This is a genomic window from Protofrankia sp. CiP1_Cm_nod1 (assembly GCF_920888515.1).
Taxonomy (GTDB): domain Bacteria; phylum Actinomycetota; class Actinomycetes; order Frankiales; family Frankiaceae; genus Protofrankia.
Genome location: NZ_CAKKTM010000035.1, coordinates 22636 through 41151, shown reverse-complemented (window position 1 = coordinate 41151; position 18516 = coordinate 22636). Strand labels below are relative to the sequence as shown.

Below are 18516 nucleotides of genomic sequence, written 5' to 3'. Positions count from 1 at the left end.
GGCGCGGCGCGGCCGCCCCGGCAGCAGCCGGCGCAGCCGACCGAGGCCCCGGCAGCGCCGGCCGTGGACGGGCAGCGGATCGCCGCGGCAACGATGGAGGAGGCCCTCGCCCCGCTGGGAGCCGTGGCCGTGGCACTGTGGATGATCGAACCGGACGGCGCGCTGGAGCTCGCCGGCGAGGCGGGGCTCGGCGCCCTGGAGGCAAGCCGCTGGCAGCGCATCCCGCCGCAGATGGACTGCCCGGCCCAGCGGGTCGCCCAGGACGGCTGCCCCCGGTGGTGGCCGGCAGCCCGCCACCTGCCGGACCGGATCCCGCTGGTCGGGCGATGGCGCGGCGCCCGGGTGGCGCTGCCGCTGACCGACGCCGGGGCACTGCTGGGGGCGATGGAGATCTGCTGGCCGCAGCCCCTCGAGGAGTTCACTCCCGCGCTGCGCCACCAGCTGCTGACGCTGGCCGGGGTCTGCGCCGGCAGCCTCGGGGCGGCCCAGGGGGAACGCGCCTGGGGACGCCACGGCTCGTGGCTGCCCGCCCTGCTGGACGCCCTGCTGCGCTCCGCCCTCGTCGCCCACGCCGTCCGTGACCATGACGGGCGGATCGTCGACTTCCAGATCGACCACGTCAGCGAAGGGTTCGTCGACCCGGCCGGCCGGGAGCCCCGTGACCTCGTCGGCCGCCGGCTGTCCCACCTCCATCCGCTGATGACCGTCCTGGACGGGCTGTTCGGGCAGGCCGTGGACGTGCTGCGCACCGGCCGGCCGTACCAGGCCGACGGCCTGCCCGTCCACGTCATCGTCGGCGGCCGGATCGTCGCGACGGAGATGGACGTGCGTATCGGCCGGTTCCTCGACGGCATCGCGCTGACCTGGCGGCGGACCGACGACACCGACGGGCTGACCACCATCCTCCAGCACGCCCAGCGGCTCGGTGAGCTCGGCGGCTGGCAGCAGGACATGCTCACCGGTGACGTGCGCTGGACCGACCACACCTTCACGCTGTTCCGGCTGGCGCCGGATGCGCCGGAAGCGCCCGTCTCCCTGCAGGGGCTGGACGCCTACGTCCATGCCGATGATCTCGCTGCTGTCGGCCGTTTCCGTGACGTGCTGTTCGACCAGGCACGGCCGGCCGCCACGACGTTCCGGCTGCTGCGGGCCGACGGCGCGATCCGGCAGATACGCGCGTTCGCCGAGCCCGTCACGGACACCGCCGGCACCCTGGTCGCCGTCCGCGGCACATACCAGGATCTTTCGACTCTCTACCACACCCAGGTCGCCCTCGCCGCCACCCGCAACCAGCTCGCCGACACCGAACAGCGGGCCGACGACCAGCAGCGGCTGGCCATCCAGCTGCAACGGGCCATCACGCCGTTCTCGGCCGATCCGGTCGAGAACGGCGGGCTCGACATCGCCGTCCGCTACCGGCCGGCCAACCAGGACCATCTGGTCGGCGGCGACTGGTACGACGCGGTCGTCCTGCCCTCCGGGGAGGTCCTTCTCGCCGTCGGTGACATCGCCGGGCACGGGATCAGAGCTGTCACCGGCATGGTCACGTTACGCAACAGCCTGCGTGGGCTCGCCATGACCGGGGCGGGGCCGGCCCAGCTGCTGCGCTGGCTCAACGACGTCGCCTACCACCTCACCGACGACGTCACCGGTACCGCCGTCTGCGGTCTGTACGATCCGGCCACCCGTATGCTGCGCTGGGCATGCGCCGGGCACCTGCCGCCCGTCCTGGTCCGTGACGGCGACGCCGCCATGCTCCCGCTGCCGGCCGGCGTCCTCCTCGGGGCGGACCCACACAGCGCCTACGAGGAGACCGCCACCGCGCTGCGGCCCGGCGACGGCGTCCTGCTGTTCACCGACGGCCTCGTCGAACAACGCGGGACCGCCCTCGACGAGACGCTGGACACCCTGGTCCTGGCCGCCGGCCGGCCGATCGCCGACCTCCAGCGGTATGCCGACCATCTCCTGCGCCACACCACCCCCGACACCGACGACGACACCTGTCTGATCGCCGTCCAGCTGCGCTGAACCGGCCAGGTGGCTGACCGCGTGCCGGCCAGCACCACCGGAAAACGACGCCCGGTCAGCGCAGCTTCCACAGCCGCACCGTGTTGTCCCGGCTGCCGCTGGCCAGCGTACGGCCGTCCGGGGAGAACGCCACCGACAGCACCCAGTCCTGGTGGCCGGTCAGGGGGCCACCGAGTGGGCGCGGCCTGGAAGGATCGGCGATGTCCCACAGCCGGACCATCCCCTCGAAACTGCCGCTGGCCAGCGTACGACCGTTCGGGGAGAAGGCCACCGAGCGCACGGTGGTGCTGGTGGAGACCCGCAGAGGATCACCAATCAGATGCGGGTCGGAACGGTCGGTGACATTCCACAGCCTGATCGTCCCGTCGAAGCCACCGCTGGCCAGAACATGGCCATCCGGGGAGAACGCCACCGAGAACACGAACGCGGTGTGGCCGACCAGCGGGGAGCCGAACAGGCGCGGACGGGAACGGTCGGTCAGATCCCACAGCCGCACCGTGTTGTCGTAGCCGGCGCTGGCCAGGGCACGGCCATCCGGGGAGAACGCCACCGACACCACGGCATCGGAATGGCTGATCAGCGGCTCGCCGAGCGGGCGTGGATCGGACCGGTCGGTGACGTCCCACAACCGCACCGTCCTGTCCCGGCTGCCGCTGGCCAGGATTTTTCCGTCCGGGGAGAACGCCACCGCCGTGACGGCGTCGGTGTGGCCGGCTATCGGCCCGGCAAGCGGACGGGGGGCGGCGAGGTCCGTCACGTCCCACAGCCATATCGTGCGGTCCCAGCTGCCGCCGGCCAGGGTGTGGCCGTCCGGGGAGAACGCCACCGACGTCACCCCGTCGGTGGGGCCGGTCAGCGGCCTGCCGAGCAGACGAGGGTGGGCACGGTCGGTGATGTCCCACAGCCGCACCGTGCCGTCCCGGCTGCTGCTGGCCAGCACCTGCTCGTTCGGGGAGAACACCACCGAGAGCACCCAGCCGGCAGGGCCGGTGGGGCCGGTCAGCGGCGGGCCGAGCGGACGGGCGCCGGCCTCGGACAGGTCTCCGCCGCGGGTGGCGGCAACAAGAGCGGCGGCGCTGACGGCGATGAGCACCGCCATGGCGACGATACGGCGGCGAGAAGCACCACCACGGCGGCGGTGCCCTGGCGTCATGCCCGGCCGGCGGCGTGGCCGGGCGCGGCGTGGCCGGCTGGCGAGACGCCCGCCGGCCTCTGCGTCCGAGAGCGCGCCGCCCGGGGACGCGCCGCCCGGGGACGCGCCGCCTGTCGACGGTACGGAGGACGCGTCTCCGTGTGCAGGCGGCGTGTCACCGTTGGCAGTGGGCGGCAGTGCCGGGCGGGTGGACGTGAACGGCCGTTCGGCGGCGGCGCGGACCTCGGCGTCGATATGCAGCACGATCCCCGAACGAGCCAGCCAGCCCCAGCCGTAGGCCTCGGCGGCGGCCCGGGCCAGGTCCAGCGCGAAGGCCAGCGCGGACGGCGGACGAGCCACCGGATCGTTCGCCAACGCCCACATGATCACATCCGCCACCTGAACCGGCACGCCCGGCGGCGGTGGCGGGACCCGGTCGGGACGCTGCCGCAGGATGGAGGATGCCGGTGCGAACGGCGTCACCCCGGTCAGCAGCAGATAGAGCAGCACCCCGAGCGCGTACAGATCGGAGGCCGGCCCCAGCCGGCCCCCCTCGATCTGTTCGGGAGCCATGTACAACGGCGTCCCGGCCACCGCGCCGGCGGCGGCCGGCGGCCCACCCACCTGTTTCGCGAGCCCGAAATCGACCACTTTGAGCAGGCCCGTGGCGTCGAACAGAATGTTGTCGGGCTTGATGTCGCGATGCAGCACTCCGCGGGAATGCGCGCAGGTCAGGGCGGCGGCGATCGCCAGCCCTACCGCGCAGGCCTCCTCCGGGAGCATCCCCGCCCGGTGGCGGCGGGTCAGCGTCCCGCCGGCCAGCATCTCCATGACGAGCAGACGCAGTCCCCCGGTCTCGACATAGTCATAGACCCGGACCACATGCTGATGGTCCAGGGCGGCGAGAATCCGCGCCTCGGTGGCGAATCCCGCCACCGCCCGGCCGTACCCTCCGTCGAGTACCTTGACCGCGGCATCACGCTGGAGACGGCGGTGCCAGGCGGCGAACACCACCCCGAACGTGCCCGCGCCGATCTCGTCACCGAGATCGTAACCGGGTAGCGCCGCTGCCACCCGTGCCCGGTCAACAGTCATCGATCCGCAGTCATGATGCGGGCGTGCCCCCACGCCGACGTCCATCCCGAACCGTTACCAACGCCCCGTCCCGTCATCCCGGCAGGCCATAATCACCTGGGCCGTATCATCGTGTGAGTTACATCTCGCCTATCCCGACAATCACGCCTGACGACCATGCCCGGCGGCCACGGCGGTGATATCGGACGGCGCCCCGGCCGCCCGGTCAGCCGGCGGGCCCGCCGATCGCCGGGAAGAATCCGACCGCCGTCGGCCGTGCCCTGACGGGCAGCGGCGGCACCGCACATCAGCCCCCCCATTCGCTCCCGGTTCAGGGCGACCCGCGAGACAGGAAATCCCGGCCCGTCCGATGGTGAATTCGATGTCGGCGCCACGGGCGTCCGGGAGGCCGTCACAGCCCATCCTATTACCACTGCCAATGCATTGGCCGGTCATGGACACCTGGTATTCATACACCCGCAACAGAAGTGGGCGCGGCGAGGGGAACATCGCTCCGAGGCCCGACGGACCAGGCTGGCGCGTGGTACCGCCCGGAGGAAACAGCACGTGACACCGCCGGGAGGAAAGACGAGGTGGTCCGTGGGCCCGGCCGGGCGCCCAGGTAAACATTCAGCGAATAGCGATAAAAGAACCGTCCCCAGAAGACGGCCGGCCGGGCACGCTCGTGAAACCTGCGGTAGCGCACTGAAAGTCTTCAGGCCGCTACCCTCAGACATGTCGCGACAGGGCCGCGCAAAATGCGTCCCCGAACCGAACCGGGACCGGGACCGGGACCGGGACCGGGAACACCGGACGACATCCCGCTCAATCGCGAACCCATCGATTCACAACCTACAGCCACGGCCCTACACCCGAATGTGCGGTCGACATTGGCTGCCCAACAGCCACTTCCCGGCCCGAGGGCATGGCGTATAACGACGGTGGACACCTCGGCGGTGCGCCGGAGTTCCAGCAGTGAAGCGCACCGCGGCCTACCCGACCAAGACCGTTCGACACCCATGCCGTTCGATACCCATGCCGTTCGATACCCATGCCGTTCGGCACCCACGCAGCTCGACGAGGTGGACGCCTACCGTGAGCAAGCATCGGCGCGGCCCCAGGCACGCTGGCGCGCACCGGCACCGGCACCGGGACGTACCCACATCCGACGAGGCCTGCCCGCGAGTACCGTCCGCCCCACGCCCACGCCCACGCCCACGCCCACGCCGGGTGCGGGTATTCATGATGCCGGCCGTCGCCACCGCGCTTCTCTTTCTCGCCAACGGTTCCACAATCATTTCACAATCAGACGCCCCCAGCGGGCCGCCGCCCGGACCACTCAGGCCGCCGGCCGACGGTGGTGCCTTCCCGATGCCACCGCTCGCCGGCCCGGGCGGCGGCTCCGGCGGCTCCGGCGGGGCGGGCGGTGGCACCGCGCCGGGCACGCAGAGCCTGGCCACGGCCGTGGCCGCCGGGGCGGGCGGGGCCGTCACACTCACCGCTGGTGACAAAGGCATACCGGAACGAGTACTGGCCGCCTACCGCAGAGCGACCGAACGAATGGCGGCCGGACGGCCCAGCTGCCACCTGACCTGGCCCCTGCTGGCCGGAATCGGCAGGGTGGAATCGGGGCACGGCGCCGGCCGCGCCATCAGCCCCGCCGGTACCGTCACCCCGTCGATCATCGGGCTCCCCCTGGACGGCGCGGGCGGACGCGCGCGTGTCACCGACACCGACAACGGCAGATGGGACGGTGACACGGTCTTCGACCGGGCCATCGGGCCGATGCAGTTCATCCCGTCCTCCTGGACGAGATCCGGCAGCGACGGCAACGGCGACGGCCAGCGCGACCCGAACAACATCGACGACGCCGCCCTCGCCGCCGCCGGCTACCTCTGCGCCTACAACCGCGATCTGAGCGACCCCGCGCAGTTACGGGCAGCGATCCTCGCCTACAACCCGTCCGGTGACTACGCCCGTGCCGTGCTCGCCTGGATGACCGGTTACGCCAGCGGCGGGGCAGTTCCCCTGCCCGCCCCGGCGCCGTCCCAGGCGCGTCCCGGCGGCAGCACACCCGCGGCCCCGGCACCGCCCCCAGCAGCCGCGGCACCCGCGGCACCCATACCGCCCCCGGCGCTCACGGCATCCATACCGCCCGCGGTGCCCGCGCCGGCGGGCACGCCCGCCGCGATCACGGTCACCCCACGGCCCGAAGCGGACGCGACGCCCGCCCCGGCACCGTCCGCGAGCTGCCCAACGATCACCATTGTGGCGGGCTCGCTGGCCGCGGCGCCCGCCGACCTCGACCCGGCCGTCACCGGCTATGACGCCCTCGACATCACCGGCGTCCTGAGCACGGCCGGTGCCCCGGCCGGCGGGGCACCGGTCAGCATCCCGATCAACGCGACGCTGTTCGACAGCCACGGACACCTGATCACCAGCGCCCGCAGCACAGTGATCGCGGACGCCCGTGGCGGCACGCCGGCACGGTGGCGGCTCGCCCGCTTCAGCGGGCACGACATCGGCGAGGCGGGCGCGGCCGGCGCGCTCACCGCCCGTCTCGCCCCCGAGCCCGCGAACACCGGCTGCGCGGCGCAACCCGCCACCGCCTTCGACGTCACCGGCCTGAACGCCGCGGACTTCGCCGGCTGGCACACCAGCCCGGCGTCCCTGCGCGACCGGCTGGCGCGCTACAGCCAGCTGGGCCAGGTCGACGCGCCTACCACCGCCGCGCTGGACGCGCTGATCCCCCGCACCGTCACCGGCCCCGGAATGCTCACGCCCTTCCTCGGCCGGCTTGCTGACGCCTCATCCGTCGAGGTCAGCGACGAAGCACGCAGCAGGCTCACAAGCATTGCACAACGTCTGAACAATCCGCCAGCACAGACCGCCCCACCCACGCCCACGCTTGATCCAGCGCCAGCACCCACGTCCGGTCCGCCGTCCGCCCCGGCACCCGCACCGGTCGGCAGCGCTCCCGCGACCGCGCCGGCCCCAGCGGCATCCGAGCCGGCCAGCACCCCGGCCGCGGCAGCATGAGACACCCGCGCCCCGCGAATGACGATCACTGGCTGGTGGCCCATGGGAGACCACCCGGCTGTCATCTCGCGGTCACGGAACGGCGCAGAAGCTCACGGACCTCGTCATCGGTCGTCTGGGAGAAATCCGCATAGTACTGACCGACGGAGAAGAATGTCGACGGAGTGCGCAGGCAGAGCACACCGTCGGCGACGAGCCTCAGCTGCCGGCACGCCCGCTCCGAGGCCACGGGAACAGCCGCCACCACCTGCGCCGGCCCACGTCGGCGGACGGCCTCGACGGCGGCGTACATCGTGGCACCGGTGGCCATCCCATCGTCGATCAGCAGGACCACGCGGCCGGTGACGTCGAGCGCGTCCCGGCCGATACGGTAGGCATCCTCCCGGCGGGCAAGCTCACGGCGCTCGGCGGCCACGGCATCGGTGACCGCCTTCTCCCCGATGCCCAGGCTGTGGATCACCTGATCGTTGCGGACGAGTGTCCCGCCGCCGGCCAGCGCGCCCATCGCAAGCTCGGCGTGCCCGGGCGCCCCGAGCTTGCGCACCGGAAAGACGTCCAGCCCCGCACCCAGCCGTTGCGCCACCTCGAAGGCGACCGGCACACCGCCTCGTGGCAGCGCCAGGACGACGACATCGTCACGGCCGGCGTACGCGGCCAGCTGCCCGGCCAGGGCGCGGCCCGCCGCCGGCCGGTCGGCGAACAGAGGGTCCACCCGCCACCTCCGTCTCAGAGCGACCGTACCGGGACGTCACGGATGGCATCCGGTAGCGGCAGCCGGCCACCTACCGGTCGCCACTGGCTCCCAGCCGCCTACCGGCTGCCATCGTCCACTACTGGCCACTGTCCGCTACCAGTCAGCTACCGTTGCCCGTTGCCGGCCCGCTCGCCGGTGGCCGCCGTCGCCGCCTCGGCACGCGGACGCACCTCCGCGTCCGGGCCCGGATAGGTGAAACTGACATGGTCGGAGTCGGACCAGCTGACCAGGAATGGCGGGTCGCCCGAGGGGGAACGCACCTCCAGGATCTCGCCGGACCGTTCCGGCCGGCCCAGCGTCCGCCCGTGGATGACCAGGGTGTCACCGGGGTGGGCCCGCACCAGCCGGCGGGACGCGATCACCCCGCTGTCGGCGTAGGTGCCGCCCCTCCCGGCGCCGGTCCCGGCGTAGGCGCCGCCGTTGTCGGCATGGGCGGCGCCGTCACCGGCACGGACGGCCCCGCCCGCGCCCACCGGCGTCCTGCGGTGCCGGGCGATGACCTCCCGGGCGAGGGGGCGTACCACGTCCTCGATCCGCCGCGCGTCACGGATGAGGAGATCGTCGATGGAGAGGACCCCCACGACCCGGCCGCCGTCGAGGACGGGCAGCCGCCGCAGCGCGTGATCGCGAAATACCTCGTACGCGCGGTCGATCTCCACGTCAGCGGGCAGGGTGAAGACCTCCGTCGTCATCAGACGGTCAATGGATGCCTCCATCGGGACGCCACGAGCAACCCCCCGCAACACAATGTCACGATCGGTGACAATACCGACCAAGTGGTCACGATCGTCCATGACGAGAAGAGCACCCACGCCGTGGATGTCCATCTCATGGGCCGCTTCCCCGATCGTCCTGTACCGCCGTACCGTCACCGGCGGCACACTGGTCACGCTGAGTACGTTCGCCATCGAGGCTCACCTCCCGGACCGCACGCCTTCCCAGGCCACAGGCCCGTGATCCCGGTTCGCGGGCCCGCGTGGGGCATGCCGTTCCTCCGCTTCCTCTCCGCTTCCCTGTCTTCTCCACTTCCTCGTCGTCTTCTCCACTTCCCCGTCCAGCGTGCCCGGCACACCCGCACAGCCGCTCTTTCGGACGGAACCGGAGACCGGGCGACCGTGATCCCCGCGGCGGGGATCCGCTGGGCCGCTCCGGGAACGACCGGGGCCCGGGCGGCCCGCGACCGGCCCGGTTCCCGGCGCCCCGGGCCCCTCTCCAGGTACCTGGACGGTTCGGGATGCCATGGACGGTTCGAGATGCCATGTCCGTGGAAGGTGGCAGGAGTCGGCCGGCATGGCGACCAGCCGCGGCCGCCCCGCCGTATCCCGATCATCGACCGTTTCGTTCCACGGAGGGCGTATCATGATCTTAGTTGTCGCGCGCGGCGGCCCGTCCTCCGCACGGCCGGCCTCTTCCCGGCCGGCATCCGGCCAGCCCAGCGCCCGGCCCGGGCCCGCGGCCACCGACCTGCCACCGTCTCCCGGCCCGACACCGTCTCCCGGCCCGACACCGACGCCCGGCCCGACACCGACGCCCGGCCCGGACGTCCCGCAGCCCGGCCCAGGGCCCGCCCCGCCAGACCCTGGGCCCGATCTGCCCGGTCCGGACCCTGGGCCCGATCTGCCCGGTCCGGACCCTGGGCCCGATCTGCCCGGTCCCGGTCCCGGTCCTGACCTCCCACCGCCCGGCCCCGGCATCCTCCCGCCGGAGCAGTGGCCCGCCTCCCGGCACGGACCGGGGCGGCCGTAACGCGGGAAGCGCCCGAGAAACACGATCAACAACAGGAGCACGAAGATGTCGATGCAGCGCGGCAGCACCAAGCACGGCCCCGCCAAGGACGACAACCTCGCCCATGAGGTGTACGGGATCGTGCGGGCGCGACGGGACACGCGCACCGAGGAATGGCGCTCCGCGGAACCTCCCGGCGAGGATCAGCCCCAGGTGGCGGTGATCCCGGAACGGCCGGAGAACAAGGCCGCCACCAGCACGGACACCGCCGCGGCGGTCGAGGCCCGCTCCGAGCTCGCCCGGTGGTTCGACCGCCACGACTTCCCCGCCCGAGCCGCCCAGCTCGCCTACACGCTGCGTGTCCGTAACGCTCCGGAACAGCTCGTCGAGAGACTTGCCGCCCGCCCCAAGCGGGAACAGTACGACTCGTTCGGTGATCTGTGGCGGGCCCTGCACGGCGGCGCGGACGTCGAGACCGTGCGCTTCTGATCCCAGCGCTGATCCCAGCGCTTCTAAGGATCCCGCCGATGCCTCCCTTCGACTCTCGGGCCTCGGGCCTCGGCGCCCGCATGGGTCTCGGGCGCCGGGCCGGAGCTCCCGCCAGGTCGGCGCCCGCGGGTCGGCTCCGGCCGCTGGCCCGGGGCTCCGGACGAACGCGGCCTACCGCGCGGAACGGCCCCGCACGCTCCCGACGATCTCTCAGCCCCTCAGGCGATCTCTCAGCCCCTCAGTGGAGCCCCTCAGCGGACGATCGAGCCGGCCGGCGCGTGGCCGGACAGCCGGGACAGATAACGATGGCACGCGACCGCGCGCTCGGCATCCTGTTCCAGGACGGCCCGGAAGAAGCTGGCTATCTCCGGCTGTCCCTCCGCATCCGCATCACGGATGAACTGTTCGTATTCACGGCTCCCCTTGAGGGCGTGATACTGCACCGAGATCAGGTCGTGGACGACGTCACTGAATCCTGTTCCACCAGTCGCCATCGTCAGCCTTCTTCCTGCGTCGGTCGTATATTTTCCCGGTAGCACTTTCCTGGTGTCGGCCTCCGCCGCCGGACGCCACGACCGGTGGCGCCGGTGGATGCCGATGAGCACCGGTGACGCCGATGAGCACCGATGACGCTGGCCGGTGCCGGGCCGCCGCAGCGCGATGCGGCCGACCCTGTCTTCTTCGGCAGCCGTCAGGGAGGCCAAACGTGGGCCGGTGCCGAATACCGGCCACGAACAGAAACAGGACGAGGACAGAACGTGCGGAACGGTTGACGGGCGATCCGGCCCGGAGACGCCCCGGAGACGCCCCGCACGCAGCGCCGGCCCGGCGGAAACGCCCGGCACACGACACGGTGGATACATCCGGCCATAACGCCCCTGACCCACGCGCCGCGGCCAGGAACAGGAATTCGATACTGTCTCCTGGAGAAGGCGAACCACACCGGAAACACGGATCTCGGGAAGGGTGGCCGTGGCAGCGCTGTGCGGAGTCGAACTTGAGCATCCGCTGATGAACGCCGCGGGCACGTGCAAGAGCCTGGACGAGGTGAGCGTGCTCGCCCGCAGCGCCGTGTCCGCCGTCGTCGTCGGCTCCATCACCCTGCGGCCGCGCACCGGGAACGGCGGCAACGTCTACTACCCCGGGGATTTCTTCTCGCTCAACGCGCTCGGCCTGCCCAATCCGGGGCTTGCGTACTACCGTGAGCACCTGCCCGCCATGATCTCGATGGCGCATGCCGCCGGTAAACCACTCGTCGTGAGCATCGCCGGATTCAGCGAGGCCGAGTACGCCGTCGTCGCCCATGACGTGGCGCTCGCCGGCGTCGACATCATCGAGCTCAACCTGGCCTGCCCGAACGTCTGGGACGACGGCCGGCAGAAACGCATCGCGTGTTTCGACAACGACCGGACCGAGGCGATCTGCGCCCAGGTGAGCCAGGCGCTCACCACGGCCGCGGCCACCTCCACCGCCGCCGGCGACAGTGCGGATCGACAACCACCGCCCTTCGGCATAAAGATCTCCCCGTTCTCGGACCCGGCCGGGCTGGCCGCACTGGCCGGCCTGGTGGCGAGGCTGTCCGGCACACCGCAAGGCCCGCGGTTCGTCTGCGCGGTCAACACCTTCCCGAACGCCTTCGTCCTGGACGAGGCGAACCGGCCGGTGATCGACGTCGAACTGGCCGGGCTCGCGGGTGCCGCGCTGCGGCCCGTGGCGCTCGGCCAGGTACGCCAGCTGCGGCGGCTGCTGCCGGAGACGGTCGAGCTGATCGGCGCGGGCGGGGTGTCCCGCGGCCGCGACATCGCCGACTTCCTGTGCGCCGGCGCGACGGCGGTACAGGCCGCCACCGCCTTCTGGAACCGTAACGGCGACGCCGGCGTCTTCGGCGACATCCTCACCGACTACGTCGATCTGTTCTGAGAAGCCGATCCGCTCCAGACGAAATGCCGCCGGCCGGACCAAGGTGTCGGGCCCCACCGGGGCACGGTCCTGACAGATACGGGACCATCACGGATGATGCTGGCGGTCCAACAAACTACCGCTGGTAGCGGTCTAGGCTGTTCACGCCGTCCGTCGGCTGAGTAGGGACGGCCGTGGTGCCGTACCGCGCGAGGACAACACCGGGCTGGCCACTCATGATCCACTCATCGAAGCGGCGGGCGCGCTCAACCAGGAGCGGGTGATCACCGCCAATACGGAGCTGGAAACGGTGGAAACGGGAAATGTTGCTCGCGCTGGCAAGGTCATCGAGGTGACGCGCCTGCTCGAGGAAGGCGGTGGTGTCCATCTGGTCGGTCTGGACACCACCGGCGATCTTCATCATCATCCCGACACAGGCGTGCAGGTCCTGGGTGGTCAGCATCGCGGCGCGGTCGGCGGTGAACTCGGAAGCCCGGTCGTAGCTCTTGAGCGCCGCGCGGACACCTACCCCGACGATGGCCGTCATCGGGTTCGTGCGTCGCAGCCCCGCAGTCGCCGCGCCGGTGAAAACCCGCGCCATCGTCTTGTGGAGGACGTGCCCGCACTTGATGTGCCCGGCCTCGTGGGCGATGACGGCGAGGAGCTCGTCCTCGGACATGGTGTCGACCAGTTCGGTGAACAGCACGATGTAGGGATTGTTGTGCCCCGACGTGTAGGCGTTCGTAGGCCCCTTGCGGACGTAGAGTTCGGGTTCCGGAATGTCGAGGACCGCGCAGGTCTCGCGGAGCAGGCCGTGGACGCGGGGCAGCTGGCGGGGCCCGACCCGCACCCCCGACGCGGTGAGCTCGATGTACTCCTTACGCTCCCAGCCCCACTCGATGAACTTCGCGACCGCCTTGTCGAACCCCGGCACGCGCTTGAGGCTCTGGGCGGCCTGCCGGTCGAGCGGATGGCGAAAAACGTCCGCATCCAGCCCGGTCAGGCGGACGCGTGCTTTCCCACCGCGACCGGCTGACAGCGCGCGAGCCGCGTCGGCTGATTGCGCAAGCATGTCCGGCTTATCCATTGCTCCCCCGTTTTTGTTGTGTCGCGGAGCCGACGGGATCCCAACGGCTACAGGCGGCTCACAAACCGTTGAACGAGGCCCGCGCTGTTACGTCGTCATACCGTGCGACAAGTGTGGCGCCTGAAGGCTACCGGACTGTAGATATATTCGGCGATACTTCGTCCAAGTCCAGCTTGTCATCTATTTGTCGTCCTTCGCGTACGGTCGGCGAGCGCCTGGACGCCCGCACGGCTGGACGCCGGGCCCCGGCGGCTGAACCCGGCGGCGGGCGTGGTGCGGGTCCTCAGGCAACCGGCTGTGCTGGAGCCGCCGGTGCGCGCAACGGCGCGGCCAGGGCTGGACGTTCGCCCCGGGCCGCGACGACGGCCGCAGACAGCACAACCTGCTCGTCGACTGGCCGGATCTCCCGGACGACCAGCGCGCCAGGGCCATCGCGACCATCCGTCACCTGCCAGCCCTCCTGGCCGACCACGGCCTACAGATCCTGCGCCTGCGTTGAGACCGGCGCGGACGGCCGGGATGACGGCAGGGATATTGACCGGCGCGGCGGGGCGAGGGAACGTTGATGTATGTCAAATGTAGGTGAGCCGCTGCGGATCGTCGAGGACGAACCGATCTCCTGGCCGGAGCAGGAGCCGCTGGCCCTGCCCGAACCGGCCGAACCGGCTGAACCGGTCGAAACCGAACCCGTGCCGGCAGGCAGGTGAGCGTCATCGGCTGGCGCCAGTGGGCGGTGGACGGCGCTGGCCGGTTACGCCCGGCATGGACGCCGTGGTCACCGTTCCCGGCCGGCCTGTTGTTGTGGCGCCCCGACGGCCTCACCAAGGCGTTCTGCCTGCGCGGTGCGCGGGACGACCTCGGCGGCCAGATGTCTCAGTCGCCCTTGACACCGCATCCGCGGATGCCGGGCGAGGACTGTGTCTGCGGGTTGTACGCATGGCTGTCGGCACACGAACTTGCCGCGGCGGCCACCCCGAGGTGGACGTCGCGGCCGATCGTCGTCGGCGCGGCCCGCCTCGGCGGCCGCATTGTCGTCAGCGAACGCGGGTACCGGGCACAGCTTGGATATCCGGTGGCCGTTGTCGACCCCAACGGGGTCGTGTCCACCGCTTATCCGGTGGCTCGTTACCGTACCTGGGACGCTCTCGTAGCCGAATGGGATCAGCCGGTGAAATGATCGTTGCGGACGGCAACGAAAGCCTGGTCGGTGACCGGCCCCCAGACCCCGTCCACCCCCACTCCGAGGATGGACTGGATCGTCCGTACCGTCACGACATATGCCGCCTGCGACAGGGGGCCCCAGGCGCCGTCGACGGCCGCACCGACCGCGGCCTGCTGGGCCCTGGTATGCCGGTTGGCCCGGACCTCGGCGAGCGCCGCGTCGGTGACCGGGCCCCAGGTCCCGTCCGCGACCACGTGCACCGCATGCTGCAGAGCCACCACTTTGGGCTGCACAGGCGACGTCGGGCCTCCCGCGATCTGCGCGGCCCTCGCAATGATCTGATGACGCTGGCCGGTGCGGATACCACCCGGGCAACCCGGATGATTGCCCCAGGCCGCCCTTCCTGCGCTATGAGTAATCAATCCGGACTGGCCGGGCGTGTCCGTCACGGCCAGCGCCCAGCCAAAAGCACGCACACCGTCGGCGTAAGCCACGGCCACGCTCTCGATCTGCTCCGGGGTCAGCGCCTCGGTGTCGAAACCCTCGGTCTCGATCGAGTCGTATGTGCTGTTTCCCGCCGCCTGCGCCCACGCCCGGACGTCCGAGGGCACGTACTGCTCACGCTGCCCGGCCTTGCCCACCCATAAGTTCGACGATGCCTGCGATTGCGGATCGTTGAACCAGCCGAACTGGGAGCCGTTGCCCTGTGCGACGTGCAGCACGAGGCCGACCGGATGGATCGTGTCGCCAGCGGTGTTGCGGACCGGCCGATACTGGAAGCCCTGAACGATGTGCGCCACGGCCGTATCTTAAACCCGCGGGCCGGAGTGCTATCAACCAGGTTCCCCCGATTCACGCCCACCGAGCCCACGCCGCCGCCCCTTCCGGTTACCCAATACGCGGTACCGTCAATTCATGGACGTGTCCGCTACCGCGGTGCTGGAGGGGCGGTTCCGCGTTCGAGGGCGGTGACCGCGTCGCTGACGGCGAGGACGCGCTGCGCGTTGCGGACGTGCAGGTTCTCGATCATCCGGCCGTTCACCGTGGCGACGCCGCGGCCGGAGGCCAACGCCTCCTCCCAGGCCGCGAGGATGGTCCTGGACTCCTCGACCTGGGCCTCGGTGGGCGCGAACACCCGGTTGCAGGGCTCGACCTGGCCGGGATGGATCAGTGTCTTGCCGTCGAAGCCCAGCTGCCGGCCCTGGACGCACTCCGCCTCGAAGCCGTCGAGGTCACGGATGTTGTTGAACACCCCGTCCAGGATGGCGATACCGGCGGCCCGGGCGGCGAGCAGGCACAGCCCGAGCCCGGTCAGCAGCGGCGCCCGGCCCGGCACGTGCTCGGCGTGCAGCTCGTTGGCCAGGTCGTTCGTGCCCATGACGAAGACGGCGAGGCGCTGCGAGGAGCGCGCGATCTCCTCGATGCGCAGCATCGCGACCGGGGTCTCGACCATCGCCCAGATCCGGGTGTGATCCGGCGCGCCGGCGGCCTCCAGGCCCTTCTCGACCGCGTGCACGTCCCGCGCGGAGCCGACCTTCGGCACGACCACCGCGTCCGGGCCGGCCTGGGCCGCCGCGCGCAGGTCGTCGGCGTGCCAGCGGGTGTCCAGCGCGTTGACCCGGATGGTCACCTCGCGCCCGCCATAGGCCCCGTCCGCGACCTTCGCGCCGGCCCGCTCCCGGGCGGCGTCCTTGGCGTCCGGGGCGACAGCGTCCTCAAGGTCGAGGATGAGCGCGTCCGCGGGGATTCCCCTGGCCTTCTCCAGCGCCCGCTCGTTCGCGGCCGGCATGTACAGGACCGACCGGCGCGGACGGTAGGCCGCCGAGTCTGCCGAGCCAGCCGTCAGGTCGCCGTTCACGCCGCTCATCGGGCCGCCACCTGCCCGGTGGCGTCGGCCGCGGCGGTGCCGGCGAAGCCGTATGCCTCGGCCAGCCGTGGGTCGCGCGCGGCAAGGGTCCGGGCCAGGTCCAGGACCACCCTGCACTGCTTGACCGAGGCATCGTCCTGCATCTTCCCGTCGACCATCACCGCTCCGGTCCCGTCCCCCATCGTCTCGATGACCTGCCGGGCCCAGGCGACCTCGGCCGGCTCCGGGCTGAAGACCCGCTTCGCGATGTCGATCTGCACCGGATGCAGGCTCCACGCGCCGACGCAGCCGAGCAGGAAGGCGTTGCGGAACTGGTCCTCGCAGGCCACGACGTCCTTGATGTCACCGAACGGCCCGTAGTACGGCAGGATGCCGTTCGCCACGCAGGCGTCCACCATCCGGGCGAGGGTGTAGTGCCACAGGTCCTGCTGGTAGCTCGGGCGCGGCGCGTCCGGGTCGGCCGGGGACGGGTCGGCCCGGACGAGATATCCGGGGTGGCCGCCGCCGACCCGGGTCGTCTTCATCCGCCGGTCGGCGGCGAGGTCCGCGGGCCCGAGCGACAGGCCCTGCATGCGGGGGCTCGCCGCGCCGATCTCCTCGACGTTGGCGACGCCGCGCGCGGTCTCCAGGATCGCGTGGACGAGCAGCGGGCGGGCCAGCCCCGCCTTCGCCTCGAGCTGGGCGAGCAGCCGGTCGACATAGTGGATGTCCTCCGGGCCCTCGACCTTGGGCACCATGATGACGTCCAGCTTGTGGCCGATCGCCGGGACGAGGGTCAGCAGGTCGTCGAGGCCCCACGGCGAGTCGAGGCTGTTCACCCGCGTCCACAGCTGGGTCTCGCCGAACTCCGTCGCCGCGGCGAGCTTCACCAGCCCCTCACGGGCTTCGATCTTGCTGTCGGCCCGGACGCCGTCCTCGAGGTTGCCCAGGACCACGTCGATGCGGGGCAGGATGTCCGGGACCTTCGAGGCCATCTTCGCGTTGCTCGGGTCGAAGAAATGGATCACACGGGAGGGGGCCCGTGGGAGCTCTCGCAGGGGCGCCGGCGCTCCCACCGCGAGCGGGGCGAAGAAGTCCCTCGGGTTACGAGGCATCTGGCTTGTCTCCCGTCGGCTGCTTGTCTCCCGTTGGCGTAGCCGGCCCGGCCACGCGGGCAGCTTGGTCAGTATCCCGGCAGCGGCTCCCACAAGCATCTTGTCCGTGGCACCCGCGATGATCTACCGGTCATGGGAGGCATGGGACGCAGCCGACACACCGCGCGCGGCATACGGAGCGTGCTCACGGGCCACCTCTGATGATCGACTCATGGTGGCGCGGCCGTCCGGTGGCACGACTTCGGGCGCCCAGCGGCTCCGGATGCCCAGTAGCTGCCGGATGCTCAGTAGCTGCCGGATGCTCAGTAACGCGACTCCGAGGCGGTGACGACCACCATGGACGGGGCCCACCAGTAGCTGCAGTCCGGCGGTGGCCGCAGCCCGTCCACGACCCGCATGCGGATGGTCCGGAAATAGTGCAGGAGGGACCGCTGGTGGCGCCGGGAGAGAGAGTCGATCTCGTTCGAGTAATAGGTGAACGAACCGCCCTCGGTAAGATGTCCGGCAGCCGCCGGGAAGAAGTGCTCGGCATAGGTCGAGCCACCCAGGAAATGGGACGCGAACTCGTTCTCGTCCAGTGGGTAGGTGTCGAAGAAGATACCGTCGAACCGCCCGAGGGAGTCGATGACTTCCTGCCATCTGCCGAACACGATCTCCGTGTTCTCGTGGCCGGGCTCGCGGCTCCACGCCACGGCCGTCTCGAACACCTGCGGATTCGCCTCCACGATCGTGTGGCGCGCGGGCCGGTACTCCTGGATGTAGCCGGCGGAGATGCCCAGGCCGAAACCGATCTCCAGGACCGAGCGGCCGGGGCCGGCAACCTGCTCGGCCATGGCCTTCATCAGCGGCTTCTCCCAGGTCTGCATGACCTGCTGGCCGGAGACGAGCAACGAACCGTCGACAATCGTGGGGGCCGCGGAGTCGACCGGCTCCACGATATCCGGCCGGGGGGCGCCGGAAACCATGTTCTCGGCTGCCGCGTCCAGCGCCGTCAGATCGGATACAAGCTCGTCGAGAGCCCGCCCGAGCAACCAGTCCCGCGGCTGCTCCGACAATGGCGCGAGCAGCGATTTCGATATCTCGGAGAGTGATGCGTCGAACTTGTCGGTGTGCCTGAGCACATTGACCTCCCGGTACCGGCGGAGCGGATGACGGTGGCCATCAAT

The 18516-nt window shown here is 71.0% G+C and carries 16 protein-coding genes; 6 read left to right on the top strand and 10 right to left on the bottom strand.

Annotated features, from left to right (window positions below; translation table 11 throughout):
* A partial coding sequence (locus NBX02_RS02420) for a SpoIIE family protein phosphatase (RefSeq protein WP_250289790.1) occupies positions 1-2028 on the top strand: 2028 nt, incomplete at its 5' end.
* Between the two features lie 55 nt (positions 2029-2083).
* Here the strand turns inward: NBX02_RS02420 and NBX02_RS02415 are convergent.
* A complete protein-coding gene (locus tag NBX02_RS02415) occupies positions 2084-4255 on the bottom strand; it encodes a serine/threonine-protein kinase (RefSeq protein WP_250289788.1) in 2172 nt (723 codons plus the stop codon).
* Between the two features lie 1350 nt (positions 4256-5605).
* Between NBX02_RS02415 and NBX02_RS02410 the strand changes: the two genes are divergently transcribed.
* Complete coding sequence (locus tag NBX02_RS02410; RefSeq protein WP_250280951.1) at positions 5606-7273, top strand: lytic murein transglycosylase; 1668 nt, start codon at positions 5606-5608, stop codon at positions 7271-7273.
* Positions 7274-7334: 61 nt separating this feature from the next.
* Here the strand turns inward: NBX02_RS02410 and NBX02_RS02405 are convergent, their stop codons facing one another.
* Together NBX02_RS02405 and NBX02_RS02400 are read right to left on the bottom strand one after the other, a co-directional pair.
* Positions 7335-7985 carry a phosphoribosyltransferase family protein gene (locus NBX02_RS02405; RefSeq protein WP_250280948.1) on the bottom strand — a complete coding sequence of 217 codons (651 nt, stop codon included), beginning with the start codon at positions 7983-7985 and terminating at the stop codon, positions 7335-7337.
* A 146-nt stretch (positions 7986-8131) separates the two neighbouring features.
* On the bottom strand, positions 8132-8935 hold the full coding sequence (locus tag NBX02_RS02400) for a DUF1918 domain-containing protein (RefSeq protein ID WP_250280946.1): 804 nt from the start codon (positions 8933-8935) through the stop codon (positions 8132-8134).
* Between the two features lie 883 nt (positions 8936-9818).
* Between NBX02_RS02400 and NBX02_RS02395 the strand changes: the two genes are divergently transcribed.
* Positions 9819-10241 carry a DUF2795 domain-containing protein gene (locus NBX02_RS02395; RefSeq protein WP_250280944.1) on the top strand — a complete coding sequence of 141 codons (423 nt, stop codon included), beginning with the start codon at positions 9819-9821 and terminating at the stop codon, positions 10239-10241.
* 251 nt (positions 10242-10492) lie between these two features.
* Here the strand turns inward: NBX02_RS02395 and NBX02_RS02390 are convergent, their stop codons facing one another.
* A complete protein-coding gene (locus tag NBX02_RS02390; RefSeq protein WP_250280942.1) occupies positions 10493-10735 on the bottom strand; it encodes an acyl carrier protein in 243 nt (80 codons plus the stop codon).
* 478 nt (positions 10736-11213) lie between these two features.
* Here NBX02_RS02390 and NBX02_RS02385 point away from each other — a divergent pair, with 478 nt between their 5' ends.
* Positions 11214-12161, top strand: a complete 948-nt coding sequence (locus tag NBX02_RS02385) for a dihydroorotate dehydrogenase (protein WP_250280940.1) — start codon at positions 11214-11216, stop codon at positions 12159-12161.
* Positions 12162-12276: 115 nt separating this feature from the next.
* On the opposite strand, the gene NBX02_RS02380 is transcribed toward NBX02_RS02385, so the two are convergent.
* Entirely contained in the window at positions 12277-13212 is a 936-nt protein-coding gene (locus NBX02_RS02380) for a M48 family metallopeptidase (protein WP_250280939.1), read from the bottom strand.
* A 298-nt stretch (positions 13213-13510) separates the two neighbouring features.
* Positions 13511-13675 (bottom strand): hypothetical protein, encoded by a 165-nt coding sequence (locus NBX02_RS02375; RefSeq protein ID WP_250289787.1) that lies wholly within the window; start codon positions 13673-13675, stop codon positions 13511-13513.
* A gap of 121 nt (positions 13676-13796) precedes the next feature.
* On the opposite strand from NBX02_RS02375, the gene NBX02_RS02370 reads away from it, so the two are divergent.
* Complete coding sequence (locus tag NBX02_RS02370) at positions 13797-13934, top strand: hypothetical protein (RefSeq protein ID WP_250280937.1); 138 nt, start codon at positions 13797-13799, stop codon at positions 13932-13934.
* The gene (locus tag NBX02_RS02365) at positions 13931-14404 is read left to right on the top strand and encodes a hypothetical protein (RefSeq protein ID WP_250280935.1); all 474 of its coding nucleotides are present in this window, start codon (positions 13931-13933) and stop codon (positions 14402-14404) included. Before NBX02_RS02370 ends, NBX02_RS02365 begins: the two co-directional genes overlap by 4 nt.
* Here NBX02_RS02365 and NBX02_RS02360 read toward each other — a convergent pair.
* The 4 genes from NBX02_RS02360 to NBX02_RS02345 all read right to left on the bottom strand — a co-directional run bounded on the left by NBX02_RS02360 (position 14389) and on the right by NBX02_RS02345 (position 18471).
* Positions 14389-15189: an N-acetylmuramoyl-L-alanine amidase gene (locus NBX02_RS02360; RefSeq protein WP_250280933.1), complete on the bottom strand. Its 801-nt coding sequence runs from the start codon at positions 15187-15189 to the stop codon at positions 14389-14391. The two genes, NBX02_RS02365 and NBX02_RS02360, sit on opposite strands and share 16 nt — an antisense overlap.
* 128 nt (positions 15190-15317) lie before the next feature.
* Entirely contained in the window at positions 15318-16256 is a 939-nt protein-coding gene (locus NBX02_RS02355; protein ID WP_250289784.1) for an HpcH/HpaI aldolase/citrate lyase family protein, read from the bottom strand.
* Positions 16253-17350, bottom strand: coding sequence for an HpcH/HpaI aldolase/citrate lyase family protein (locus tag NBX02_RS02350; protein ID WP_250280928.1), 1098 nt, complete (start codon positions 17348-17350; stop codon positions 16253-16255). The genes NBX02_RS02355 and NBX02_RS02350 overlap by 4 nt, the downstream gene beginning before the upstream one ends.
* Positions 17351-17652: 302 nt before the next feature.
* Positions 17653-18471 carry a class I SAM-dependent methyltransferase gene (locus NBX02_RS02345; RefSeq protein ID WP_250289780.1) on the bottom strand — a complete coding sequence of 273 codons (819 nt, stop codon included), beginning with the start codon at positions 18469-18471 and terminating at the stop codon, positions 17653-17655.
* Positions 18472-18516: the final 45 nt, after the last annotated feature.